The organism is Rhizobium sp. TAL182, from assembly GCF_002117725.1.
Classification (GTDB): Bacteria; Pseudomonadota; Alphaproteobacteria; order Rhizobiales; family Rhizobiaceae; genus Rhizobium; species Rhizobium esperanzae.
The window spans coordinates 97,264-122,041 of the sequence record NZ_CP021028.1 but is presented as its reverse complement, the minus strand read 5'-3'; the positions used below and the strand labels follow the sequence as shown (position 1 = coordinate 122,041).

Genomic DNA, 24,778 nt, shown 5'->3' with positions numbered 1-24,778 from the left:
GCCGCGCGCGGCACGCGCGGCCCGGAACTCACTTCAGCTGGGAGGGAACTTTTCCCGCGCGTCGCATCGGATGCGACGCGCATCAGCTCTTGGTTTCAGGCGACAAGCCTTAATTGATCGGGCCTCAGTTGGTCGGGCCCTTGTCGCCAGGCTTGCCGGGCAGCTGCTCGGGGAACAGCTCGTATTTTCCCTGCTTGTCGGCAGCCACCCACAGGCGTTCGCGGATCACCGAATCTTCAGCCCAGTTGAACATGAAGATCGGCGTTCCCTGGGGCACATTGGAGAAGCGCTTGTTGATGATCAGGGCGCCGGGATATTCCGTCAGTCCCACCGTGTTGACGTGTTCGGTCGAGATCTTCTGATACTGCTTCATCAGATCGACGCGCTCGTCATTGTTCTGGCTGGTGGTGAACTTGTTGACGACGTCGACAAGTTCCTGTTCGAACGGCATCAGATCGAGCTTGTCGTCCTTGCCGGCGCGATGATGCCAGCTGGTGCGCGGACCGACGGGGGCAAGCTGCTCGGTATTCTGTACCACCGACGACAGCTCCGTCGTGTTGCGCTGGATCAGCCAATCGAAGCGGCCGGCATAATGGGCATCGTCACGCTTGGCGCCGTCGAGCGCATTGATGACGATCTTCAGGCCGAGCTTTTCCATCTGGCCGACGACACCTTCGGCAAGGCTCTTGTCGGTCGTGTACTGATTGTTGATCAGCATGACGATTTCGACATCCTTGCCGCCCGCCGTGCCGGCCGGGAAGTTCACGATGCCGTTGCCATCGGTATCCTTGAGGCCGGCTTTGGCGAGTTCCGCCTTGGCGCCCTTGAGATCGAAGGGATAGTAGACGGTGGAGTTGCGGTCGTAGAAGCTGGTGCCGGAGGAAAGTCCGCCCGGATAGATCGCCGTAAACGGCCCCTTGACCAGCGAGTCGCCGATCGCCTTGCGATCCAGCGCCATGCTGACGGCCTTGCGGAAGTCCTCGTTGCGGTTGAGCTCTCGGATTGCCTGACCGCGCTCGTCGGGGTTGCCCCAGCCATTGGCGGAGAAGTTCATGCGCAGGTTATAACCGATCAGGCGCGGGCCGAAGGCAAGGCGGGCGGGCGCGGTCTTTTCCGCAGCGCGCTTCAGCGATGCGACGAAGTTTTCCGGCTGCTCGAGATTGGAGAAATCGGCGGATCCGGCCACGGCCTGAACGTCGCGGTCGGCCCAGGTCGAGAGCTTGTAGTGCAGCTCATTGAGATAAGGCAGCTGATTGCCCTTTTCGTCGACCTTCCAGTAATAGGGATTGCGGCGCAGGACGATGATGTCGTCAGGGCGATATTCCACCGGCACCCAGGCGCCCATCACAGGCATGTTCATGAACTCCGGCGGGAAGGCGTTCTTGAACTGGTCGTAGGTGTTCTTCGAATATTTCGGATGCTGGGGTTTCAGGATATGCGACGGACCCGGGCAGAAGTTCGGGTAGGCCATCGTGTAGAGATATTGCTTAGGGAAGGCTTCCTTGAAGGTCCACTCGACGGTGTAATCGTCGATCTTCTTCAGCGTGGTGCCGACACCGAAGGCCTCGGGCGAAGCGCCGCCGCCAAGCGGCGAGACGTTGGGATCGATGACCTCGTCTTCCCAGTAGAACATGATGTCGTCGGCGTTGAACGGCGCACCGTCGGACCACTTGGCACCTTCGATCAGGTGCATGGTCAGCTTATGGCCGTCCTCCGACCAGTCCCAGCTCTTGGCAAGGTTCGGCAGCGGCTCGGTATCCTGGGCCTTCACCTGGAAGAGCGGCGCGGTGCGCGTCAGGCATTCGGACAGGCCGATGTCGATGCCGCCCCAGCCCTGCGTCTGGCCGGCGCCGTAATTCCAGCCTTCCGGCCGGCCGCCGATGACATGGCGCATCGTATCGCCGTAAACGCCGATGCCGTCGGGCATATTGCCCGTCTTGAAGACCAGCGGCTCCTTCGGCAGCCGGTCTTTGACCGCCGGCAGCTTGCCGCTGGAGACGAAATTCTTGGTGACCCAGTCGGGCTCGTGATATTCGGGCAGCGCCTTGAACTCCAGGATGGAGTCGCGCGCGACATAGTTGATCTTGCCTTCGGCCGGGAATTCCGGCGGCACCGGCGGAACGGTCGCCTCGGAGGCGTAGGCATTCAACGCCATGACTGAGACGCCGAGCGCCAGTCCGGCCAGAATGCTTGTTTTGCGGAAATTCATCATCGTTTCTCCCTCTGTTTCGGAGCGCGGTCACGCGGGCTCCTGTTCCTCGCACGATGTGAAAGCAGGTTTGATGTCATGGATTTCCCTCCCGGAAACCCATGACGACCCATCTTCCACGAAAAAATCAGACGGCCTGTTTCAGCGCCGCCTTTTCCGCACGCAGCTCCTCGATCGAGCGGACGTTGCGGCGCGCCGCCCCCGCCCAATCGCGGGTCTGCACCTTCGATTTCGACAGCCGCTCCTTGGCGGCCGGCACGGCATCGGCATATTGCGGCAGCCAGCGCGCCTGGGCAACGACCATCTCGTCGACCATCTGCCAGACCTCCTCCGGCGTCGAGACGGCGCCAACCAGCGGATCGTGCAGCACGGCAAGCTTCAAGAGGTCGATATCGCCCGAGATGGCGGCGTGCACCGACATGCGCTGGACGTTGATCGAGGCGATGCAGGTGGCAGCGCAGGCTTCCGGCAGGGTGACGCCCGAGACCATGTTGATGCCGAAGCGATCGACGAAGCCGGGCGATTCGATGATCGCATCGGACGGCAGGTTGGTGATGACGCCATTGTTCTTGACATTGAAATGGCCGCGATAGACCCGGTTCGTCTCCAGCCCTTCCAGGATGTGGCTGGCATGTTCGTTCGAGCGCCTGGCCGGATCGATCGGCTTGGAGGCGGATTCGAGGAACTGCGGGAATTCCGTCTCGAACCAGTTGCGGGTTTCGGTGGAGTGGCGGAGATAGCCGCCGGTCTCGCCGTGGATCCAGTCGGACATGTCGATCCAGCGGGTGATTTCCTCCGGCCGCTTGCGGTACCAGGGCAGGTATTCCGAGAGATGACCGTTGCTTTCGGTGGAATAGACGCCGAACCGCTTCAGCACGTCGATGCGCAGTTTCTCCTGCTGCGAATAGACGGGATGCGCCTCGAAGGCGGCGACCAGTTCGTCCTTGCCGATCTTACGGCCGTTGAGGCGCAGATCGATGAACCAGGTCTGGTGGTTGATGCCGGAGCAGATGTAATCGAGCTCGCGCACCGACTTGGCGCCGAGCACCTCGGCGATCTGTTCGGCGCCGTGCTGGACGCCGTGGCAGAGGCCGACAGTATCGACCTTGCCGTATTCGATCGCCGCCCAGGTGTTCATCGCCATCGGATTGGCATAGTTCAGGAATTTCGCGCCCGGCTCGGCGACCTCCCTGATATCCTTGCAGAAATCGAGAATGACGGGGATGTTGCGCTGGCCGTAGAGAATGCCGCCGGCGCAGATCGTATCGCCGACGCACTGGTCGATGCCGTATTTCAGCGGAATTCTGATATCGTCGGCATAGGCCTCGAGCCCGCCGACGCGGACACAGCTGATGATGTAGCGTGCGCCTTCCAGCGCCTGGCGCCGGTTGGTCGTCGCCGTCACCTTGGTCGGCAGCTTGTTCGACTCGACGATGCGGTCGAGGATCGCCTTGATCATTTCCAGATTGTGTTCGCTGAGATCGGTCAGCGCAAATTCGACGTCGCGGAACTCCGGAACGCACAATATGTCGGTGAACAGCTTCTTGGTGAAACCGACGCTGCCCGCACCGATGATAGCGATTTTGAAACTCATGATCTTCACCTCGACCCGATGGAATGCTAGAGAAAATATGGTTGTGAGGGATCAGGCCGCATGCCGGCGCATGTGGTTGAAAGAGCCGTAAAACCTGCCTGTTTTCCTCCCGGCCGCTGTATCGGCCGCGTTCTCCTCGTTTTGTTGAGCGGGATTATGCCCGAATTCGGCAGGCCGACCAGAGAAGGATTATGCTTTCAGGGGTAATTTTGTGCTGCAGGATTTGATCGCCAACGGACAGTCGATGAGGACGGTTTCGCTGCCCCGCGGACGCCAGCGTCTGCACGCCATGCCGACCAGCGCCGGCTACGAAGTGCGGGAGAACGAGACCTATGACTGGGACGGCCGAAAACGCGGCCAGACTCCGTTCACCGTGCTACAGCACACGATCAGCGGCAGCGGCCGGCTACGCTATTTGAATCGCAATTATCGCCTCCAGGGCGGCGACACGCTCTTGGTGCTCGTGCCGCACAATCACCGCTACTGGCTGGAGAAGGGCGAGCGCTGGGAGTATTTCTGGATCTCGATGAATGGCGAGGAGACGCTGCGCATCCATCAGCTGGTGCTCTCCACCGCCGGCCCGGTCTTGAAGCTGCAGCCTGCGACCATCGATCATCTCGCCGATTGCAGCCTGCGCCTCGTCAAGGGCGCGGCTTCGCCGGGTGCGGCCTCGGCAATCGCCTATGAAGCGGCGATGGCGCTTTATGACGACGTCTTCAACTCACCGGCCTTTGCCGCCGAGCTCAGCCCGATGCAGCCTGTCATCGACCACATCAACGCCAATCTCGACAAGCCGCTGCCGGTTAATGAACTCGCCGCCATCGTCGGCCTCAGCCGCGCGCATTTCTCCCGCAGTTTCGCCGAGAGCGAGGGCGTGCCGCCGGCCGAATTCGTGCTGCAGCAGCGGCTGCAGCGCGCCGTCAAGCTTCTGACCAAGGCGGACTTCCTGCCGGTCAAGGAAGTCGCCATCATGTGCGGCTTCGAGGACGCCAACTATTTCTCGAAGGTCTTCCGCCGCGTCTACGGCACCAATCCCACCGAATTCCGCACGACAGGCATGTATGCCAGCATCGGCAGGCCGAAATAGCTTCATCCCCGGAGCCGGTGCCTTCAGGCCCGGACCTCGAACACCATGTTGAACGGGGTTTCAGTGGCGCGGCGGAAATGCGTGAAGCCGGCGTCGAGCGCCACCTTGCGCAGCCTCATTTCTCCCGCCTGCGCCCCGAGCCCCAGCCCCACCTCCTGGGAGAGCGATGCCGGCGTGCAGATCATCGTCGAGGCGCCGTAATAGACGCGGCCGACCGGGTTGAGATTGTCCTTCAGGTGGTCGTGGGCAAAGGGTTCGACGATGAGCCACGTTCCGTCCGGGGCCAGCGTCTCCTTGACGTGCCGGCCGGCGCCGACGGGATCGCCCATGTCGTGCAGGCAGTCGAACATGGCGACCATGTCATAGCTACCTCCCGGAAACTCGGCCGCCCTGCCTTGCTCGAAGGTGACGCGATCGGCGACGCCAGCTTCTTTCGCGGCAGCCTTCGCTCTTTCGATCGATGGACCGTGATAGTCGAAGCCGGTGAAACGCGAGGCGGGATAGGCCTGCGCCATCAAGATGGTCGATGCGCCGTGACCGCAGCCGACATCGGCGACGTTGGCGCCCGCCTTGAGCTTTTCCTCCATGCCGGCAACAGCCGGAATCCATTCGTCGACGAGATGGCTGTTGTAGCCCGGGCGAAAGAACCGTTCGGTTCCGCGGAACAGGCAGGTGCTGTGTTCATGCCAGCCGAGGCCTTTGCCGGTGCGGAAAGCGTCGGCAACCTTCGGCTCATCCATCCACATGGATTGCACCACTTCGAAGGCGCCGACGAAGAAGGCCGGGCTGTTTTCCTCGGCAAAGACCATCGCCTGTTCCGCCGTCATGCTGAAACGATCGGTCTTTTCGTCGTAAACGATATAATCCGCAGCCGCCTGGGCGCTCAGCCATTCCCTGACATAGCGCTCCTTGATGCCGGTTTTGGCGGCGATCTGCTCAACGCTCATCGGCTTCCCGTCGGCCATCGCCTTGAACAGCCCCACCTTGTCGCCAAGCACGACCAAGGCCCCTGACACGGCGGCGCCGACATCGCCGACGAGACGGCCGACGAGCGCATCGAGTTTCTGCATATCTGGCTCACGCATCGTTACCTCCCGGGCGTGATAAGGGAGCCTTAAATTAGACTTTGCTGATGTGCAGTCAATCAACCCTGACGATCGCCCAATGAGGGTGCGCATCAAAGGTCGCAGCAATTTCATGGGCTTGCTTTCTTCGGGCGCGCTCACATCTTCATAGTGCTGCCCCAGAGCCAGATCAGAGTCTCAATGCCAGGTGGATATTCATGCTGTCTCCAGCCCAGTGCCGCGCCGCGCGTGCTCTCATCGCCTGGTCCAAGCAGGATCTGTCCGCAGCCTCCGAGGTAACCAAGGCGACGATTGCCGGCTTCGAGGCCGAGAGGCTTTTTCCGGACGAGCGAACGCTGCGGCATGTCAAGCGCGCCCTGGAAGACGCCGGCGTGCTTTTCATCCCGGAGAATGGCGGCGGCGCCGGCGTTCGCTTGGCAAGACCTGCATCGGCTTCTATAGACACTGACGAGACCGAGACGGTTCAATATGAAGAATATCTGAAAAACGACGCCCCTCCCGGCGCTGGCGGTTGAATGGCAAAGAAACAGAAGCTTGAGCACTCCGAATTGGCAGGGGAATTCACCGATGACGGAGTAACGGTCCTCGTCGACATCTTTCGAACCTCCGGCAGCAATGAGGACTGGACGATGGAAGTCGTCACCCAAGCGGAGGATCTGATCCGCTGGGAGGAGCCCTTTGCGACCGACCGGGAGGCCTTCGACGAATTCCTGGCAGTCGTGGAGCGGGACGGCATCCGATCCTTCCTCGACGATGAAGAACCTTCCGTGCATTGAAGGGCGGCCCCCATGAAAAGCATCAATGATCTCGTCGCCGAGGCGAAAACCGTCTGCGAGCGATACCGAGCCGGGCGGATGGAGCGCGAGACCGTGCGCGAGTGGGTTCTCCGGCTGGGCGCCTATCCCGCGCCGCACGGGGACCGCGTGCGTGACGCCGCCGAATGGTTCCGCCTTCACAATCGCGAACCTGTTTCCGAAGATATCGTGTTGGGGGACATCGACCGGCTCGAGGCGATTTCAGCACCGTGACGGGGGCGTGCGAGCTCTGTCTGGAATAACTTCAGCCCGATCCGGACTGGCGCAATTACGCCGTTACTCGACGGCGTAGGACCAATGACGATTGTGAGCCTTATGCATAATGGCTTATCCAGCTTCGAGAGGGAGAGGTCTGGGGTTTTGCAGCTTCGGCAAATGTGACACGCTCACGAGGCTGACATGGCTCCTGCATCTCACGCGAAGCGTAAGCCAAGCGCGGCTAGGTAGTTTTAATTCGTGCGGAAATAGAAGGAACAGCACGTGGCAGCATTTCCGGAAAAGGCAAAGGTCGTCATCATCGGGCTCGGCGGCATCGTCGGCGCCTCCATCGCGCACCATCTCGTCGAGCGCGGATGGGACGATATCGTCGGCATCGACAAGTCGGGCATCCCGACCGATATCGGCTCCACAGCCCATGCCTCGGACTTCTGTTACACCACCAGCCACGACTATCTGTCGGTCTGGACGACGCAATATTCGATCGATTTCTACGAGAAGATGGGCCATTACGCCCGCATCGGCGGCCTCGAAGTGGCGCGCACCGGCGACGATGCCTGGATGGAGGAAATCAAGCGCAAGCTGTCCTCGGCCCGCGCTTTCGGCACGCGCGCCCATTATGTCAGCCCTGCCGAGATCAAGGAAAAATTCCCGCTGATCGAGGAAGATCAGGTGATGGGCGGCCTCTTCGATCCGGATGCCGGCCTCGTCATCCCGCGCTCGCAGACCGTCGCCGGCAAGCTGGTCGATGCCGCCGAAAAGGCCGGCAAGCTGCAGGTGTTCGGCAACACGCCGGCGAAGTCGCTGATCGTCGAAGGCGGCCGCATCAAGGGCGTCGTCACCCATCGCGGCACGATCATGGCCGACCACGTCATCGTCTGCGCCGGCCTCTGGGGACGCCTGATCGCCGAGATGGTCGGCGAAGACCTGCCGGTCATGCCGGTCGATCACCCGCTCACCTTCTTCGGCCCCTATAACGAGTTCGAAGGCACCGGCAAGGAAATCGGCTTCCCGCTGCTGCGCGACCAGGGCAACTCCGCCTATATGCGCGATACCGGCGACCCTGCGACGACCGAGGGCGGCCAGATCGAGTGGGGCTATTACGAAGCCAACAATCCGCGCATGTGCCATCCGCGCGAGCTTCTCGAAAAACACGAAGCCCGCCTTTCGCCCTCGCAGCGCGATCTCGAGATGGAACAGATCCTCGAGCCGCTCGAGCGTGCCATGGAACTGACGCCGATCCTCGGCGAACTCGGCTATAACGAAGGCCACTCCTTCAACGGCCTGCTGCAGGTTTCCGCCGCCGGCGGGCCGTCCTGCGGCGAGAGCCAGAAGGTGCGCGGCCTCTGGTATTGCGTTGCCATCTGGGTCAAGGACGGCCCGGGCTACGGCAAGCTGATCGCCGACTGGATGACCGACGGCCGCACCGAAATCGACCACAATAGCATCGACTACGCCCGCTTCTATCCGCACCAGTTGACCGAAGAATTCATCGAAGGCCGCTGCTACGAAGCCGCGCAGAAGATCTATTTCCCGGCCGTTCATACCCGCGAACCCTATCTATCCGGCCGCAACGCCAAGCGCTCGCCCTTCTACGAGCGCGAAAAGGAGCTGGGCGGCTACTTCATGGAACTGGGCGGCTGGGAGCGTGCGCACGGCTATGCCGCCAACGAGCACCTGCTGGAGAAATACGGCGACCGCGTGCCGGTCCGCGAGAACGAATGGGACAACCGCCATTTCTGGCGCGTGTCGAATGCCGAGCATCTGGCGATGAGCGAGGATTGCGGCATCGTCAATCTCAGCCACTTCCACATGGTCGATATCGAGGGACCTGACCATGTCGAACTGATGGAGTGGCTGTGCGCCGCCAAGGTCGGCGGCGATGCCAATATCGGCAAGGGCGTCTACACCCATTTCCTCGACGACGAAGGCATGGTCCGCGCCGACTTCACCGTCTTCCGCATGGCCGACCGCTGCCGTCTCGTCAACGGCGCCGATGCCGGCCCGCGCGACCTGCACTATATGAGACGCGTCGCCCAGGATCGCGGCCTTGACGTGACGATCACCGACGTCTCGGAAAAATTCGTGACGGTCGGCATCTGGGGTCCGAACGCGCGCGAAACGCTGAAGAAGGTCGTGGCCGATCCGGCCGGGCTCGATCAGGAAAACTTCGCCTTCGCAGCCATCAAGCCGATCGAAATATCAGGCAAGACGGTCACCGCCTTCCGCATCTCCTATGTCGGCGAGCAGGGCTGGGAACTGCACATGAAGTACGAAGACGGCCTCGCCGTCTGGGACGCGCTGCGCTCGACCGGCGTGATGGCCTTCGGCGTCGAGACCTATGCAAACTCGCGCCGCATGGAAAAGAGCCTGCGCCTGCAGAACGCCGACCTCCTGACCCAGTACAACCTGATCGAAGCCGATCTCGCCCGTCCGAAGGTCAAGGAAGCCGATTTCCGCGGCAAGGCAAAACATCTCGAATACAAGGCGCGTGAACACCAGCCGGCCATGCTCTGCACGCTTGTGATGACCGAGAATACCGACAAGTCGGGCGTCAAGCGTTATCCGCTCGGCAACCTGCCGGTCGTCGATCCCGCCACCGGCGAGGTCCTGGTCGACCAGCTCGGCCGCCGCTCCTACACGACCTCGATCGCTTACGGACCGACGGTCGGCAAGAACATTGCGCTCGCCTATCTGCCCTGGTCCTACTGCCAGGTCGGACGCAAGCTGAATGTCGAATACTTCGCCGAGACCTATCCGGTGGAAGTCGTCGGCGTCGGCTACAAGCCGATCTACGACCCGGAAAACCTGAAGCCGCGCACTTAAGCGCTGAAATCCCTGTGGCGCCCCATGCGGGCGCCACAGTCGTTCTAAGCCTATGTCCTAGTCACCCGTCGCCATTGCCGTTTTCGAGGCCATCGCCCGGGGCTCTGCTCGGGACGAATCGTTTCGAGATCAGCCAGCAGCCGAGCGCCCAGAGGGCGCCCGCACACCATCCGGCGAAGACGTCGGTGGGATAGTGAACGCCGAGATAGATCCGGCTCAAGCCGATGATGACGGCGAGGAAAACGCCAGCGGCCATGACGAAGATCCGCGTCGAGCGGTAACGCTGCGTGCGGGCTAAGAGCGCGCCCAGCGTCAGATAGGTCACCGCCGAAACCATCGCATGGCCCGAGGGAAAACTGAGATCGCTGACCTCGACGAGATGCGGCACGACATCGGGGCGCGGCCTCGCGACCAGGATTTTCAGCGTCGTGCTCGCCAGCCATCCTGTCAGCACCGAGGAAAAGACGAAGATCGCGATCGGCCAGCGCCGGTCAAGCAAGAGATAGACTGTCACGAGAACGGTCATCAGCGAGAGAACGGTGATGCCACCGAGACTGGTGATGTCGCCGACGGCATGCGTCAGCCAGCCGGGGCCGATCGGCACGCCAAGCTCACCTGGCCGTCGCAACGCCAGCAGGATCGTTTCGTCGAAACGGAGCGTCTCGCCTTCGAGCACCTCGCTCGTCAGCCGCTGCAGCACGAACAGCCCGCCGGCGATTGATGCCATGGTGATCAATGTCAGCGGTTCATATGCGCCGAGTCTCGCCCAAAATCCACGTTGTTGAACCTCGCTCATCCTTGAGTTCGAACTCCCTTCTTATCATGCCGCTCTCCGCCAGATCGGCAAGGTGAGCCGCAAATTCAAGACCTTGCGACATTTGAGGCGTGTTCATAATGGCATCCGCTGCCCATCCCGGCGGCCCGGTAGCAAAAGCTCAACCTTCTTTTGCTATCGCTGGAGCGATTGACCTGGAGAGGTTTCGGCGATGAAAATTCTGACCGCGATGGTTCTGATGGCAGCCGTCCTGCCGCCGGTCTCGGCCTTCGGCGAGACCGAATGGATGGGCGGCGCAAGGCAATGGTCGGTCGGCTTTGCCAGCGAGCACCCTGCCTACTGCCGGCTGCTGTGGGACAGCGAACTGGGCAAGACGATGGAATTCCGTCAGAGCACCACCGAAACCTTCTGGCTGGTCTCGAAGAACACGTGGGACATTCCCACCGGCACCACGACCGAGGTGACGCTGACCGATCGAGCGGCAACGAAGGTGGTCGCCGCCGAATTCTTCGACAAGAACACGCTTCGCCTCTGGCCCAAGGGCAGCAAGGGCAGCGGCGGACTGAAGAAGATCATCAAGAATTCCTTTGCCGGAACGCCTGACGTGCAATTGACCTTTGCCGGCGACGAAGGCGACTGGACCCTGCCGCTTTCGCGGGTGGACCAGCTCTATCCAACCTTCGCCCAGTGCCTCAAACGGCTCGAGGCCAGCGAGCCGGCCAAGCAGGATTCGGCAACCAGTAAACCTTTCTGACGACTCGCCTAGACAGCCGGCGCTGTCTCGCGGATCAGATTGCGTACGGTCTCGATATCGCCGTTCAGCGGCCGCTCGTCGCCATAATGAGCCACATGTTCACGCACGGCTTGATAGAGGAGATCCGTGCCTGCCGCCCGCGGCGCGGTTGCCGCCAGGAAATCATGCGCCTGGGCCGCGGCCATCAGCTCGATCGCCAAGATATATTCGGCATTGTCGATGACGGCGAGCAGCTTGCCGGCGGCCGCCGTCGGATGGGCGAGAAAATCCTCCTGCAGGCCGGAGGTCAGGCCGCCGTCCATGGCCGCGGGCGCGGCAAGCCGGCGGTTGTCGTTGCTGAGCGCGGCTGCAGTATATTGGGCGATCATGAATCCGGAATGGCTGCCGGCATCGCTCGCCAGAAACGGCGGCAGGCCGCTGACCAGCGGATTGACCAGCCGGTCCATGCGCCGTTCGCTGATCGCGCCGATCTGCGCGAGCGCAACGGCGAGGCTGTCGGCCGCCTGCCCGAGCGCCGGCGCGACGGCATGCGCCTCGGAGGAAACGATCGGCTGCTCCGGCGTGCCTGACACCGCCGGATTGTCCGTCACCGAGGCAAGTTCCTGATCGGCGATGCGGGCGGAATTGTCGAAAACGTCGCGGGCGGCGCCATGGGCATGCGGTACCGAGCGAAGGCTGAGGGCATCCTGGGTGCGCCGGCCGAAGGCGGCGGCGACGAGGCCGCTGCCCTGGAGGCGGGCGCGCAAGCTGGCTCCGACCTTTTCGATCCCGGCAGACGGGCGCAGCGCCAGCACCGCCGCGTCGAAGGCGGCGATCTGACAGCCTGCCGCTTCCAGCGTCAGCGCCGCGATGGCATCGGCCCAGTCGAGCAGCCGTTCGGCGCGTAAAAGTGCCATGGCGGTCAGCCCCGTTGCGCAGGCCGTACCGTTGACGAGGCTCAGGCCCTCCTTGGCACCGAGCACCAGCGGCTGCAGGCCGATCGCCGCCAGCGCCTCGCGGCCGCTCATGCGCCGACCGGCGAGCGTGGCGCTGCCTTCGCCGATCAGGACGAGCGCGGTATGGGCATTGTGGGTGAGGTAGCCGGCCGAGCCTTTCGACGGCACGTCGGGAATGCAGTCATGTTCCAGCAAGGCTGTGAGATGCTGGACGATCTCACCCCGCACACCGGAATGGCCATGGGCGAAATTGGCGATCTGCGCGGCGATGATGGCGCGCACTTCCCGCCCGGCCAGCAGCGGCCCGACGCCGCAGGCATGGCTGAGCACGATGCTGCGCGACAACAGGCTCTGCGAGGCCCGGTCGACCACAGTATCGGCGAGCGCTCCGACGCCGGTGTTGACGCCATAAGCGCGCACGCCCGTCTCGACGATGCTGGCGACGATCCGGCTTGCCTGCTCGACCCGCGCCCAGGCGGCCGGCGACAGCGCAAGCGCCTCCCCTGCCCCGACCCGCGCGACATCGCGCCAGGTCAGCACCCTATCGATGGTGATCGTCATTGGCCTGTCCCGAAATGACCGATGAACTGGCGGAAAGCCGGCGACGCGCCGCCGCCGAACATATCGTCCGGCTTGCCGCTGCTTTCGACCAGCCCTTCGCGCATGAAGACGACGCGGTTCGAGACGTTGCGGGCAAAGCTCATCTCATGGGTGACGACGAGCATGGTCATGCCTTCCTCGGCAAGCGCGCGCATGACGCGCAGCACTTCGCCGACCAGTTCCGGATCGAGTGCGGATGTCGGCTCGTCGAAAAGCATGACCTTCGGCTTCATCGCCAGCGCGCGGGCGATTGCGGCGCGCTGCTGCTGGCCGCCGGAGAGATGGGCGGGATAGGCATGGCGTTTGTCCGCGATGCCGACCTTTTCGAGCAGCGCTTCGGCCTCGGCGATGCACTCGGCACGCGGCCGCTTCAGCACATGGATCGGGCCTTCGATGACGTTCTGCAGGATCGTCATATGGGACCAGAGATTGAAGGACTGGAACACCATGCCGAGTTCGGATCTTATATGGTCGACCTGCTTCTGGCTGGCCGGTCTTGTCTTACCGTTCTTGTGAACCATCTCGATGTGCTCGCCATCGACCCAGATCTCACCGTCGCTGGCGGTTTCGAGCAGGTTGATACAGCGCAGAAAGGTCGATTTGCCGGAGCCGGAGGCGCCGAGCAGCGAAATCACATCGCCGTCCTCCGCATCGAGGGAAATGCCGCGCAGCACTTCGTGCGTGCCGAAGCTCTTGCGGATATTGCGGACCGAAAGTCGGGTTACGCCTGGCATGGTTGCTCCAATCGATTCAGGTTCCGCCTAGACCTTCAGCGCCTGCGGGATCGCGCGGCGGTGTCGGGACAGCGAATATTCGAGCAGAGCCATGCCCTGCAGGATGATGAAGTTCAAAACGAGATAGATGATCGCCGCGCAGAGGAAGACTTCCATCGTGCGGTAGGTCTGCGAGATCAGCCGCTGGGCCACACCGGTGACCTCCCAGACGGTGACGAGGCTGGCGAGCGCCGTCGACTTCATCATCAGCACGATCTCGGTGGAATAGGCCGGCAGCGCGTGGCGGAACGCGATCGGCGCCAGGATGCGGCGCACCATCAGGAAACCGGACATGCCGATCGAGCGGGCGGCCTCGATCTCCTTCGGGGACACGGCGCGGATGCCGCCGCGGAAGATTTCCGCCGTGTAGCCGGCGGTGCAGAGCGCCAGCGACAGCACGGCGCAGACCATCGGCTCGCGCAGGAACGGCCAGAGGAAGGAATAGCGGATGACGCCGAACTGGCCGAGGCCGTAGAACACCAGGAACATCTGGATCAACAGCGGCGAGCCGCGGAAGACGAAGATATAGCCCTTGGCGAGACCTGACAGATAGCGGTTACCGCTGACCCGCATCGTGACGATGACCAGCGCCAGCAGACCGCCGAAGAAGATCGACAGTGAAAACAGGATCAGCGTCGTCGGCACCGCCTTCAGCAGCGTCATCATGGTCGAGGCGAGAAAGGTGAAATCCATCGTCGCCTCCTTACGCCTGGCCCATGGCGGAAGCCGGCATGCTGCGATTGGCGCGGCGTTCCGCGCCGTTGAAGATACGGTCGGAAAGACTGGTCAGGATCAGGTAGAGGCAGCCGCCGGCGATGAAGAACAGGAAATATTGCCGGGTCGAGCCGGCCGCCACCTGGCTGGTGCGCATCAGCTCGGCAAGACCGGTGACCGAGATCAGCGCCGAATCCTTGAGGCTGAGCTGCCAGACATTGCCGAGGCCGGGAATGGCGAAGCGAAGCACCTGCGGGATGATGATGCGGCGGAAACGCATGCCACGATGCATGCCGATCGCCGAAGCGGCCTCGAGCTCACCCTTGGAGATCGCCAGATAGGCGCCGCGAAACACCTCCGCCTGATAGGAGCCGGAGATGATGCCGACGGCAAGCGCGCCGGCGGCGAAGGAGGGCAGGCCGAGGAAACCCTCGTAGCCCATCGCCTTGCCGATCGAAGTGACGGCGGAGGAACCACCGAAATAGATGAGATAGATGATCAGCAGTTCCGGCACGCCGCGAAACACTGTTGTATAGACGTTGCCCAGCGAGACGAGGAGAGGATTGCCGGAAAGCTTCGCACCCGCGACGATCGCGCCCAGCACCGCGCCGATCGCAAGCGCCGTCGCGGTGACGGCCAGCGTCATCAAGGCAGCGAGAATGAGCAGCGCGCCCCATCCCGTCGAGCCGAAGCCAAGCAGTTCCAAGGTTGCCATAGCGTCCGTTCCCCGTCCGTGGCAGTGTTTTATCGATCGAGAATAACACGCGGTCTCCGGCGATAAAGCCGGAGACCGGCGCCTGCGGCCAAAGGGCCGAAGCGCTTACTGCTGCGGGCTGACGTCGACCTTGAACCACTTCATCGAAAGGTTCTTGACGGTGCCGTCGGCGAGTGCCGATTTGATCGCCACGTTGAACTTGTCGCGCAGATCGGTGTCGGCCTTACGGATGCCGAGGCCTTCGCCCTCGCCCCAGATCGAACCGACGATCTCCGGGCCGGTGAAGTCGAGCGCGCCGTTGGCTGCCTGGAAGGCATTGGCGAAATAGACGGCGTCGTCGAATCCGAGGTCGATACGGCCATTCTGCAGGTCGAGGTCGCGGTCGGCGCCGGTCTTGTATTCGCGGATCTCGGCAATATCACCGAAATTGTCATAGACGAACTTGGCGTAAACGGTCGCCGCCTGGATGCCGATCGTCTTGCCCTTGAAGGCTTCCTTCAGCGCGTCGATCTCCTTCACGCCGGTCTGGCCAGGCGTCATCTTGATCGTGGCACCGGTGCCGGCGGCTTTCGCCAGCGGGCTGTCCTTGGCGGTGGCGAAGGCGGCGGGGGTCGCAGCATAAGGAACGGTGAAGTCGATGACCTGCTTGCGCTCCTCGGTGATCGACAGCGCATCCATGATGACGTCGAACTTGCCGGCATTCAGTGCCGGGATCATGCCGTCCCAGTCGGAGGCGACGAGCGTGCATTCGATCTTGGCGCGCTCGCACAGCACCTTGGCAAGCTCCGGCTCGAAGCCGCCGAGCGTGCCGTCGGCATTGGTGAGGTTCCACGGCGCATAGGCGCCCTCGAGCGTGATGGTCGCCTTCGTCCAGTCCTTGGCAAAGGCGGGGGCGGCAAAGGCGGAAAAAGCGGCGACGCCGCAAAACAGGATGGCGCTAAATTTCATTGATGAATTCTCCTCTGGAGTTGAAACAGACCTTGCTGCACCGCCGATCTCCGCCGGCTTGCCCTTTCCGTCCTATTTTTATCTCGAGGACCGATTGGGAGGTTGTATATGGTACCATATGAGATATTTTGTGATATGCAAGAGGAAAGTCGATTATGTGGCAAATTGCATCCGTGCAAAAGGAATAGGCAATGAAGCGTTCCGGCGAGATGAAGCGCGACTTGGCGGGAAATGACAGCACGCCGCTTTACGCCGGCGTCAAGCAGGTGATCCTCGACCGCATCCACAGCGGCGAATGGCCGCCGAAATACCGCGTGCCGTCGGAAAACGAACTGGTCGTCGAACTCGGTGTCAGCAAGATGACCGCCAACCGGGCGCTGCGCGAACTTGCCAATGAAGGCGAACTCGTCCGCATCCAGGGCGTCGGCTCCTTCGTCGCCGAGCGCAAGGGTTATTCGGCACTGTTCGAGGTGCGCAACATCGCCGAGGAGATCGCCGAACGCGGCCATATCCATGAAGCCTCGGTCGTGGTTCTGGCCCGGGAAACCGCCTCTCCGGAGATCGCCGACGCCCTGGAGCTGGCAATCGGCGCCGCCGTTTTCCACTCGCTGATCGTCCACAGCGAAAACGGCGTTCCGGTGCAGATCGAGGACCGGTTCGTCAATCCGGAGGCCGCACCCGAATATCTCGATCAGGATTTCACGACGCTCACCCCGAACGCCTATCTGACCGCCGCCGCCCCGCTCAGCGGCTCCGAGCACGTCGTCGAGGCGGCGATGCCGCAGGCCTGGGAATGCAAGCTGCTGACCATCCTGAAGAGCGAGCCGTGCCTGACGATCCGCCGGCGCACATGGTCGGCGAAACAGGTGGTTTCGACCGCCCGTCTCGTTTATCCCGGCTATCGCTACCGGCTCGAGGCGCGCAGCGGCAAGATGTTCGAAGACTAAAACACCCGCCATGTTGTATATGGAACTTACGGCTATTGCGACGCCGGCGTGAACCGCGCCACCAGCGCGTGACGATCGCCTGGATAGGTGAAGCGCACGTGGGTTACCGGGCCGGCGCCGCTCCAGGTGCGGCGCTCGACCACCAGGCAGGCGGTGTTGCGGGCGATGTCGAGGGCGGCCGCCACCTCGGCGCTGGCGGAAACGGCGTGAATCCGGTGTTCGGCGGTGCTCCACGGCACCTGGTTGAGCAGCCACGGCCCCGGCGCCACCGTCAGGAAATCGGCATCGGCCGCCTCCGGCACGGTCGCGAGGCTGATCAGCCGTTCCTCCAAACAGAAAGGCCGCGCGCCGGCATTGTGGATGCAGACCACTTCGACGACCGAGGACGCCAGAGGCAGCTCCAGCCGGCGGCTGTCTTCCGCCTTGGCCTTGCGGCTCGTCTTCTTCGACACCGCATAGGAATAAGGCAGGTTCAGCGACTGCACCTCGGCCTTGATGTCGTGGATTTCGAGAACCGCCGATTGCGCCTGCGGCTGTGTGACGAAACTGCCGGATTTCTTCCGCCGCTCGATCAGCCCAGCCTTGGCGAGCTGGGTCAGCACCTTGTTCACCGTCATCCGTGAGACGTCATACTGCGTGGCGAGATCGACCTCGAAGGGAATGCGATGCCCCGGCGGCCATTCGCCCGAGACGATACGGCCTTCGATGTCGCCCAGGATGCGCTGATGCAAGGTGGTATCCCTGCTTTGATTCATCGCCACGTTCCGATTGGTTTCCCGATCTAGTCCGAATGCCCCGCTCATGAAAAGCTCTTTTTCAGGCGGCCAGCAACTCACCCATCGCGGCAAGGAAGCGACGGTCGATGGCGTCACGCTTGCGATGGCGACCGCCCTCCACCTGCTTGCGGCCGCGCGCCCAGACGCAATCGACGGAGATGCCGCCGGCAAACAGCCAGTGATCGAGGATCTGGTCGCCGGAAAGATAGGGAACGGCCGTAGCATCAAGCGAAACGAGATCGGCATGACGGCCTTCGGCGAGGCCGGCCGTGGCTTTCAGCGCCGCGGCTCCGCCGGCAAGCGCCTGGTTGAACAGGCAAAGCGCCGTCGAACCGCCGGGTGCTGCAATGACGTTGCGGGCGCGCAGCGCCAGGCGCTGCGAATATTCGAGCTGGCGCAGTTCCTCCGGCAGGGAGATCCGCACGTTGGAATCCGAGCCGATGCCGTAGCGCCCGCCCTCGTCGAGGAAGAGCGGCGCGGCAAAGGCGCCGTCGCCGAGATTGGCCTCGGTGATCGGGCAGAGGCCGGCGATCGCCCCGCTTTTCGCCATCCGCCGCGTCTCGTCCTCGGTCATGTGCGTCGCGTGGATCAGGCACCAGCGCTCATCCACCGGCATATGATCGAGCAGCCATTGCACCGGCCGCGCGCCCGACCAGGCGATGCAGTCCTCGACCTCTTTTACCTGCTCGGCGACATGAATATGGATCGGACCGTCGCCCGCCATCGGCACGAGCTTCGCCAATTGCTCGGGTGTGGCGGCGCGCAGGCTGTGCGGCGCCAGTCCGAGTTCGGCGCCGTCGAGCCGGCCGGTCACTGCTCGGCATCCCTCCATCAGCCTTTGGAAACTTTCGAGCGAATTGATGAAACGCCGCTGGCCGTCGATCGGCGCCGCACCACCGAAGCCGGAATGGGCATAGAAGACCGGTAGAAGCGTCAGGCCGATGCCGGTCTCCTGGCTCGCCGCGCCGATACGTTCGGCCAGCTCGGCGATATTGGCGTAAGCGCTGCCATCCCTGTCGTGATGGAGATAATGGAACTCGCCGACGCGGGAAAAGCCCGCCTCCAGCATCTCCGCATAGAGCTTCGCCGCGACCGCCTCGACATGCTCCGGCGTCATCGCCAAAGCGAATTTGTACATGACGGTGCGCCAGCTCCAGAAGCTGTCGTTTGCCGGGCCGCGCACCTCGGCAAGACCGGCCATCGCTCGCTGGAAGGCATGGCTGTGCAGGTTGCCCATGGCCGGGACGATCAGGGCATGGCGCTCATCGCCGGGCGCGACGGCGACGCCCACCTCGACCCGGGCGATGCGCCCGGCCTCGAGTGTCAGCCGCACGTCCTTCTGCCAGCCTTGCGGCGTCAGCGCCGTCCTCGCGTGAAGTATGGTCATGGCCTTTTCTCCCCTTCTGCCGCGCCGCCGATCTTCCTTTTCCAGAAGAGCGCGCAAAATTTCTCTTGTCACCTGCTTATTATGTATATACATGTTTCAGCATAAAGAAAGGCGCAAAGCTGATGACCGGGAACAATTTTTCTGACGAAACCCCATCCGCCGACGTCAGGCCGGCGCTGTGGCGCAATGCGCGCCTGGCGACGCTCGCGCCCGACAGAGCCGGGCTCGGCATCATCGAAAAGGGCGCCGTTCTGATCGAAAACGGCCGCATCGGCTTTGCCGGCGCCGAAAGCGAGCTGCCGGCATCGGCCATCGAACGCTCCGACATTGTCGATCTCGAAGGCCGCTGGGTGACACCCGGTCTCGTCGACTGCCACACCCATATCGTTCACGGCGGCAACCGCGCCCGCGAATTCGAGATGCGGCTTGAAGGCGCGACCTATGAGGAGATCGCGCGGGCCGGCGGCGGCATCGTCTCCTCCGTTCAGGCAACCAATGCGCTGTCGGTCGAAGAGCTCGTCGCCACGGCGCTGCCGCGGCTCGATACGCTGCTTGCCGAAGGCGTGACGACGATCGAGATCAAATCCGGCTATGGTCTCAACCGCAGCGGTGAAGTGAAGATGCTGCAAAGCGCCCGCCTGCTCGGCCATGTCAGGCCGGTGCGCATCGCCACCAGCTATCTCGGCGCCCATGCGACGCCTGTCGACTATAAGGGCCGCAACGGCGATTATCTCCACGAAATCGTGCTGCCCGGCCTGGATGACGTCTATAATCTCGGCCTTGCCGATGCCGTCGACGGCTTCTGCGAAGGCATCGCCTTTTCGACAGCCGAGATCGCCCGCGTCTTCGACAAGGCCAAGGCGCTCGGCCTGCCGGTCAAGCTGCATGCCGAGCAGCTCTCCAATCTCGGCGGCGCCAAGCTGGCGGCCGCCTATGGCGCGCTTTCGGCCGATCATCTGGAATATCTCGACGAGGAAGGCGTCGCGGCAATGGCCGCCGCCGGCACCGTCGCCGTGCTGCTGCCCGGCGCCTTCTACGCCATCCATGAAAAACAGAAACCGCCGGTGGAGGCGCTGCGCCAAGCGGGTGTGCCGATCGCGATCGCCACAGACTGCAATCCCGGCACCTCGCCGCTGACCTCGATGCTGCTGACCATGAACATGTCGGCGACGCTGTTCGGCCTCACCGTCGAGGAATGCATCGCCGGCGCCACCCGCGAAGGCGCGCGCGCGCTCGGCCTCATCGGCGAGACCGGAACGCTCGAAGCCGGCAAATCCGCCGATCTCGCCGTCTGGAATATCGAGAGCCTTGCCGAGCTCGTCTATCGCATCGGCTTCAACCCGCTTCATACACGCGTCTTCAAAGGCGAAAGGAACGGTCGATGACCATTACACTCCACCCGGGCTCCGTCTCGCTCAGGGATCTGGAAATCATCTATTGGACGGGTGAGCCGGCAAGGCTCGATCCCGCCTTCGATGCCGGCATTATCAAGGCCGCCGCCCGCATCGCCGAGATCGCCGCCGGCAACGCGCCGGTTTACGGCATCAACACCGGCTTCGGCAAACTCGCCTCGATCAAGATCGACAGCGCTGACGTCGCCACGCTGCAGCGCAATCTCATCCTGTCGCATTGCTGCGGCATCGGCGCACCGCTGCCGGAAAATATCGTCCGGCTGATCATGGCGCTGAAGCTGGTCTCGCTCGGCCGCGGCGCCTCCGGCGTACGGCTGGAATTGGTGCGGCTGATCGAAGGCATGCTCGAAAAGGGCGTCATTCCGCTGATCCCGGAAAAGGGCTCGGTCGGCGCCTCCGGCGATCTTGCACCACTTGCCCATATGGCAGCGGTGATGATGGGCGAGGCCGAAGCCTTCTTCGCCGGCGAACGTCTTTCCGGCGCGGAGGCCCTTGCACGGGCCGGGCTGAAACCGGTGGTGCTCGCCGCCAAGGAAGGCCTGGCGCTGATCAACGGCACGCAGACCTCGACGGCGCTGGCGCTCGCCGGCCTCTTCCGCGCCCATCGTGCCGCGCAGTCGGCGCTCATCACCGGCGCCATGTCGACCGATGCGGCGATGGGGTCCTCGGCGCCCTTTCATGCCGATATCCATACGCTGCGCGGCCATAAGGGCCAGATCGATACCGCAGCGGCGCTTCGCGGCCTGCTCAAAAATTCCGTCATCCGCCAGAGCCATATCGAGGGCGACGAGCGTGTGCAGGATCCCTATTGCATCCGCTGCCAGCCGCAGGTCGACGGCGCCTGCCTCGATCTCTTGCGCTCCGTCGCCCGCACGCTCGAAATCGAGGCCAATGCGGTCACAGACAATCCGCTGGTGCTGTCGGACAACTCGGTTGTGTCAGGCGGCAATTTCCACGCCGAACCCGTCGCCTTCGCCGCCGACCAGATCGCGCTCGCCGTCTGCGAGATCGGCGCCATTTCGCAGCGCCGCATCGCGTTGCTGGTCGATCCGGTGCTTTCCTACGGCCTGCCGGCCTTCCTCGCCAAGAAGCCGGGTCTCAACTCCGGCCTGATGATCGCCGAAGTCACTTCGGCGGCGCTGATGTCGGAGAACAAGCAGATGTCGCACCCGGCCTCGGTCGATTCGACCCCGACCTCGGCCAATCAGGAAGACCACGTCTCGATGGCCTGCCACGGCGCCCGGCGCCTGCTGCAGATGACCGAGAATTTGTTCGGTATCATCGGCATCGAGGCGCTGACCGCCGCCCAAGGCGTCGAGTTGCGCGCGCCCTTGTCGACGAGCCCGGAGCTTTCGAAGGCGATCGCTGCGATCCGCAGCCAGGTGCCGAGTCTCGATAGCGACCGCTACATGGCGGGCGATCTCGCCGCCGCCGCCGAGCTGGTGGCGACGGGCGCGCTGAATGCTTCGGTTTCGAATGGCATTCTGCCGGTTTTGGAGGGTTGATCGTGATGTTTGTGCACTTGGTACCCCCCTCTGCCCTGCCGGGCATCTCCCCCACAAGGGTGGAGATCGACTCGCGGGTGGAATCTCCCCAAACAATCGATGCTGGAACGAGCGGGTCCGCCGAGCTGATCTCCCCCCTTGTGGGGGAGATGTCCGGCAGGGCAGAGGGGGGTAATGCCCGAGACGCCGGAGCTCTTTGCTTATGACCGAACCATACGAAATCCATCGGGGCACCTCCCCCCTCATCCTCGCCTTCCCCCATACCGGCACCGACGTGCCGCCGGCGATTTACGACCGCCTCAACGACAATGGCCGGATCCTCGCCGATACCGACTGGCACATCCACGAGCTCTATGACGGGCTGCTGTCCGATGCCACGACGGTGCGCGCCACCTTCCACCGCTACGTGATCGATGCCAACCGCGATCCGGCCGGTGTCAGCCTCTATCCCGGCCAGAACACCACCGGCCTCGTTCCCGAGACGGACTTCGACGGCAAGGCGATCTGGAAGGACGGGCAGGCGCCCGACGAGGCCGATATCGCGGCGCGGCTCAGAGATTTTCATGCGCCCTATCACGCCGCCCTTGCCGCCGAGATAGAGCGCGTCAGAGCAATGCGTGGCGTGGCGGTCCTCTATGATTGCCACTCGATCCGTTCGCACATTCCCTTCCTCTTCGAAGGCAAGCTGCCGGATTTCAACATCGGCACCGACATGGGCAAGACCTGCGACGGCGCCATCGAGCAGGCGACGCTCACCGTCGTCGAAGCCGCGGCTGGCTATGACAGCGTGCTCAACGGCCGCTTCAAAGGCGGCTGGACGACCCGCCACTACGGCAAGCCGGAGACCGGCGTGCATGCGATCCAGATGGAGCTCGCGCAATCGACCCATCTGCAGACGGAAGCGCCGCCCTTTGCCTACGACACCGCTAGAGCGGACCGGCTTCGCGGCCATCTCAAAGATATTCTGGTGCGCATCGAGCAGATCGCACCAGGCCTGAAACGATAACGATCACTCGACAGGGGAACCGCCATGAGCAATCCACGCCACAATATCCGCGAAATCCGCGCACCCCGCGGCAACGAGCTCAATGCCAAGAGCTGGATGATCGAAGCGCCGCTGCGCATGCTGATGAACAATCTCGATCCCGATGTCGCGGAGAATCCGAACGAGCTCGTCGTCTATGGTGGCATCGGCCGCGCCGCCCGCACCTGGGAGGATTTCGATCGTATCGTCGCGACGCTGAAGACGCTGACGGAAGAAGAAACCCTGCTGGTGCAGTCCGGCAAGCCGGTCGGCGTCTTCCGTACTCACAAGGATGCGCCGCGTGTGCTGATCGCCAATTCCAACCTCGTGCCGCATTGGGCGACCTGGGATCATTTCAACGAGCTGGATAAGAAGGGTCTTGCCATGTACGGCCAGATGACGGCCGGCTCGTGGATCTATATCGGCACGCAGGGCATCGTGCAGGGCACCTACGAGACCTTCGTCGAGGCCGGCCGCCAGCACTACGGCGGCAATCTCAAGGGCAAATGGATCCTGACCGGCGGCCTCGGCGGCATGGGCGGCGCCCAGCCGCTCGCCGCCGTCATGGCCGGCGCCTGCTGCCTCGCCGTCGAATGCAATCCGGATTCGATCGATTTCCGCCTGCGCACCCGCTATCTCGACGCCAAGGCCGAAACGCTCGACGAAGCGCTCGAGATGATCGACCGCTGGACCAAATCAGGCGAAGCCAAATCCGTCGGCCTGCTCGGCAATGCCGCCGAAATCCTGCCGGAAATGGTCCGTCGCGGTATCCGCCCCGACATGGTCACCGACCAGACCTCGGCCCACGACCCGATCAACGGCTACCTGCCGAAGGGCTGGACGATGGCCGAATGGAAGGCCAAGCGCGAAAGCGATCCGAAGGCGGTGGAAAAAGCGGCGCGCGCCTCGATGCGCGAGCATGTCGAAGCGATGATCGCCTTCTGGAACGCCGGCATTCCGACCCTCGACTACGGCAACAACATCCGCCAGGTCGCCAAGGAAGAAGGCTTGGAAAACGCCTTCGCCTTCCCGGGCTTCGTGCCGGCCTATATAAGACCGCTGTTCTGCCGCGGCATCGGCCCCTTCCGCTGGGCCGCCCTGTCAGGCGACCCCGAGGATATCTACAAGACCGATGCCAAGGTGCGGGAACTGACCCCCGGCAATACCCACCTGCACAACTGGCTCGACATGGCCAGGGAGCGTATCGCCTTCCAGGGCCTGCCGGCGCGTATCTGCTGGGTCGGCCTCGGCGATCGTCACCGCCTGGCTCTGGCCTTCAATGAGATGGTCAAGAACGGCGAGCTATCAGCTCCGATCGTCATCGGCCGCGACCACCTCGACTCCGGCTCCGTCGCCTCGCCGAACCGCGAAACCGAAGCGATGAAAGACGGCTCGGACGCCGTCTCCGACTGGCCGCTGCTGAACGCGCTGCTCAACACTGCCTCGGGCGCCACCTGGGTGTCGTTGCATCATGGCGGCGGCGTCGGCATGGGCTTCTCCCAGCATTCGGGCGTCGTCATCTGCGCCGATGGCACCGACGATGCGGCCAAGCGCCTTGAGCGGGTGCTCTGGAACGACCCGGCGACCGGCGTCATGCGCCACGCCGATGCCGGCTACGACATCGCCCTCGACTGCGCGAGGGACAAGGGCCTGCGCCTGCCCGGCATTCTCGGGAACTGAG

At 63.2% G+C, this 24,778-nt stretch carries 22 protein-coding genes and 1 pseudogene; 12 read left to right on the top strand and 11 right to left on the bottom strand.

All coding sequences use genetic code 11. The features are described from left to right. Positions 1-124: 124 nt before the first annotated feature. Together Tal182_RS27205 and Tal182_RS27200 are read right to left on the bottom strand one after the other, a co-directional pair. Positions 125-2,212, bottom strand: coding sequence for an ABC transporter substrate-binding protein (locus Tal182_RS27205; protein ID WP_085861485.1), 2,088 nt, complete (start codon positions 2,210-2,212; stop codon positions 125-127). Between the two features lie 124 nt (positions 2,213-2,336). Continuing rightward, complete coding sequence (locus tag Tal182_RS27200) at positions 2,337-3,803, bottom strand: alpha-glucosidase/alpha-galactosidase (RefSeq protein ID WP_085861484.1); 1,467 nt, start codon at positions 3,801-3,803, stop codon at positions 2,337-2,339. A 244-nt stretch (positions 3,804-4,047) separates the two neighbouring features. Between Tal182_RS27200 and Tal182_RS27195 the strand changes: the two genes are divergently transcribed. Next, positions 4,048-4,890, top strand: coding sequence for an AraC family transcriptional regulator (locus Tal182_RS27195; RefSeq protein ID WP_064808820.1), 843 nt, complete (start codon positions 4,048-4,050; stop codon positions 4,888-4,890). A gap of 23 nt (positions 4,891-4,913) precedes the next feature. On the opposite strand, the gene Tal182_RS27190 is transcribed toward Tal182_RS27195, so the two are convergent. Further along, the gene (locus tag Tal182_RS27190; RefSeq protein WP_085861483.1) at positions 4,914-5,975 is read right to left on the bottom strand and encodes a class I SAM-dependent methyltransferase; all 1,062 of its coding nucleotides are present in this window, start codon (positions 5,973-5,975) and stop codon (positions 4,914-4,916) included. 197 nt (positions 5,976-6,172) lie between these two features. On the opposite strand from Tal182_RS27190, the gene Tal182_RS27185 reads away from it, so the two are divergent. From Tal182_RS27185 to Tal182_RS27165, 5 genes and pseudogenes are all read left to right on the top strand, one after another. Further along, a complete protein-coding gene (locus Tal182_RS27185; RefSeq protein WP_064808180.1) occupies positions 6,173-6,490 on the top strand; it encodes a hypothetical protein in 318 nt (105 codons plus the stop codon). After that, the gene (locus Tal182_RS27180) at positions 6,491-6,751 is read left to right on the top strand and encodes a hypothetical protein (RefSeq protein WP_085861482.1); all 261 of its coding nucleotides are present in this window, start codon (positions 6,491-6,493) and stop codon (positions 6,749-6,751) included. It begins immediately after the preceding gene. A gap of 12 nt (positions 6,752-6,763) precedes the next feature. Next, on the top strand, positions 6,764-7,003 hold the full coding sequence (locus Tal182_RS27175; protein ID WP_085861481.1) for a hypothetical protein: 240 nt from the start codon (positions 6,764-6,766) through the stop codon (positions 7,001-7,003). A gap of 48 nt (positions 7,004-7,051) precedes the next feature. Then, positions 7,052-7,171, top strand: a pseudogene (locus tag Tal182_RS27170) (hypothetical protein); the annotation flags it as partial. Between the two features lie 99 nt (positions 7,172-7,270). Further along, positions 7,271-9,832: an FAD-dependent oxidoreductase gene (locus tag Tal182_RS27165; protein ID WP_085861480.1), complete on the top strand. Its 2,562-nt coding sequence runs from the start codon at positions 7,271-7,273 to the stop codon at positions 9,830-9,832. 61 nt (positions 9,833-9,893) lie between these two features. Here the strand turns inward: Tal182_RS27165 and Tal182_RS27160 are convergent, their stop codons facing one another. Continuing rightward, positions 9,894-10,628, bottom strand: coding sequence for a phosphatase PAP2 family protein (locus Tal182_RS27160; RefSeq protein ID WP_085861479.1), 735 nt, complete (start codon positions 10,626-10,628; stop codon positions 9,894-9,896). A 190-nt stretch (positions 10,629-10,818) separates the two neighbouring features. Here Tal182_RS27160 and Tal182_RS27155 point away from each other — a divergent pair, with 190 nt between their 5' ends. Next, positions 10,819-11,361, top strand: a complete 543-nt coding sequence (locus Tal182_RS27155; protein WP_064829249.1) for a hypothetical protein — start codon at positions 10,819-10,821, stop codon at positions 11,359-11,361. An 8-nt stretch (positions 11,362-11,369) separates the two neighbouring features. On the opposite strand, the gene hutH (Tal182_RS27150) is transcribed toward Tal182_RS27155, so the two are convergent. The 5 genes from hutH (Tal182_RS27150) to Tal182_RS27130 all read right to left on the bottom strand — a co-directional run bounded on the left by hutH (Tal182_RS27150) (position 11,370) and on the right by Tal182_RS27130 (position 16,046). Next, positions 11,370-12,857, bottom strand: a complete 1,488-nt coding sequence (gene hutH / locus Tal182_RS27150) for a histidine ammonia-lyase (RefSeq protein WP_085861478.1) — start codon at positions 12,855-12,857, stop codon at positions 11,370-11,372. Next, positions 12,854-13,630, bottom strand: a complete 777-nt coding sequence (locus tag Tal182_RS27145) for an ATP-binding cassette domain-containing protein (protein WP_012490476.1) — start codon at positions 13,628-13,630, stop codon at positions 12,854-12,856. Before Tal182_RS27145 ends, hutH (Tal182_RS27150) begins: the two co-directional genes overlap by 4 nt. Before the next feature lie 27 nt (positions 13,631-13,657). Continuing rightward, positions 13,658-14,362, bottom strand: a complete 705-nt coding sequence (locus tag Tal182_RS27140) for an ABC transporter permease subunit (protein WP_085861477.1) — start codon at positions 14,360-14,362, stop codon at positions 13,658-13,660. Between the two features lie 10 nt (positions 14,363-14,372). Continuing rightward, complete coding sequence (locus tag Tal182_RS27135; RefSeq protein WP_064823487.1) at positions 14,373-15,098, bottom strand: ABC transporter permease subunit; 726 nt, start codon at positions 15,096-15,098, stop codon at positions 14,373-14,375. A 105-nt stretch (positions 15,099-15,203) separates the two neighbouring features. Next, the gene (locus Tal182_RS27130; RefSeq protein ID WP_012490473.1) at positions 15,204-16,046 is read right to left on the bottom strand and encodes a transporter substrate-binding domain-containing protein; all 843 of its coding nucleotides are present in this window, start codon (positions 16,044-16,046) and stop codon (positions 15,204-15,206) included. Positions 16,047-16,237: 191 nt separating this feature from the next. Between Tal182_RS27130 and hutC (Tal182_RS27120) the strand changes: the two genes are divergently transcribed. Continuing rightward, a complete protein-coding gene (gene hutC / locus Tal182_RS27120) occupies positions 16,238-16,993 on the top strand; it encodes a histidine utilization repressor (RefSeq protein ID WP_085861475.1) in 756 nt (251 codons plus the stop codon). Between the two features lie 32 nt (positions 16,994-17,025). Here the strand turns inward: hutC (Tal182_RS27120) and hutC (Tal182_RS27115) are convergent, their stop codons facing one another. Both hutC (Tal182_RS27115) and Tal182_RS27110 read right to left on the bottom strand, forming a co-directional pair. Beyond that, complete coding sequence (gene hutC, locus Tal182_RS27115; protein WP_085861474.1) at positions 17,026-17,748, bottom strand: histidine utilization repressor; 723 nt, start codon at positions 17,746-17,748, stop codon at positions 17,026-17,028. 61 nt (positions 17,749-17,809) lie between these two features. Beyond that, complete coding sequence (locus Tal182_RS27110; RefSeq protein ID WP_085861473.1) at positions 17,810-19,156, bottom strand: formimidoylglutamate deiminase; 1,347 nt, start codon at positions 19,154-19,156, stop codon at positions 17,810-17,812. A 122-nt stretch (positions 19,157-19,278) separates the two neighbouring features. Here Tal182_RS27110 and hutI point away from each other — a divergent pair, with 122 nt between their 5' ends. The 4 genes from hutI to hutU all read left to right on the top strand — a co-directional run bounded on the left by hutI (position 19,279) and on the right by hutU (position 24,777). Continuing rightward, entirely contained in the window at positions 19,279-20,541 is a 1,263-nt protein-coding gene (hutI, locus tag Tal182_RS27105; protein ID WP_085861472.1) for an imidazolonepropionase, read from the top strand. Next, positions 20,538-22,073, top strand: coding sequence for a histidine ammonia-lyase (gene hutH, locus Tal182_RS27100; protein ID WP_085861471.1), 1,536 nt, complete (start codon positions 20,538-20,540; stop codon positions 22,071-22,073). Before hutI ends, hutH (Tal182_RS27100) begins: the two co-directional genes overlap by 4 nt. Before the next feature lie 202 nt (positions 22,074-22,275). Further along, positions 22,276-23,079 carry an N-formylglutamate deformylase gene (gene hutG / locus Tal182_RS27090; RefSeq protein ID WP_085861470.1) on the top strand — a complete coding sequence of 268 codons (804 nt, stop codon included), beginning with the start codon at positions 22,276-22,278 and terminating at the stop codon, positions 23,077-23,079. A 24-nt stretch (positions 23,080-23,103) separates the two neighbouring features. Further along, the gene (gene hutU / locus Tal182_RS27085) at positions 23,104-24,777 is read left to right on the top strand and encodes a urocanate hydratase (RefSeq protein ID WP_085861469.1); all 1,674 of its coding nucleotides are present in this window, start codon (positions 23,104-23,106) and stop codon (positions 24,775-24,777) included. Position 24,778: the final 1 nt, after the last annotated feature.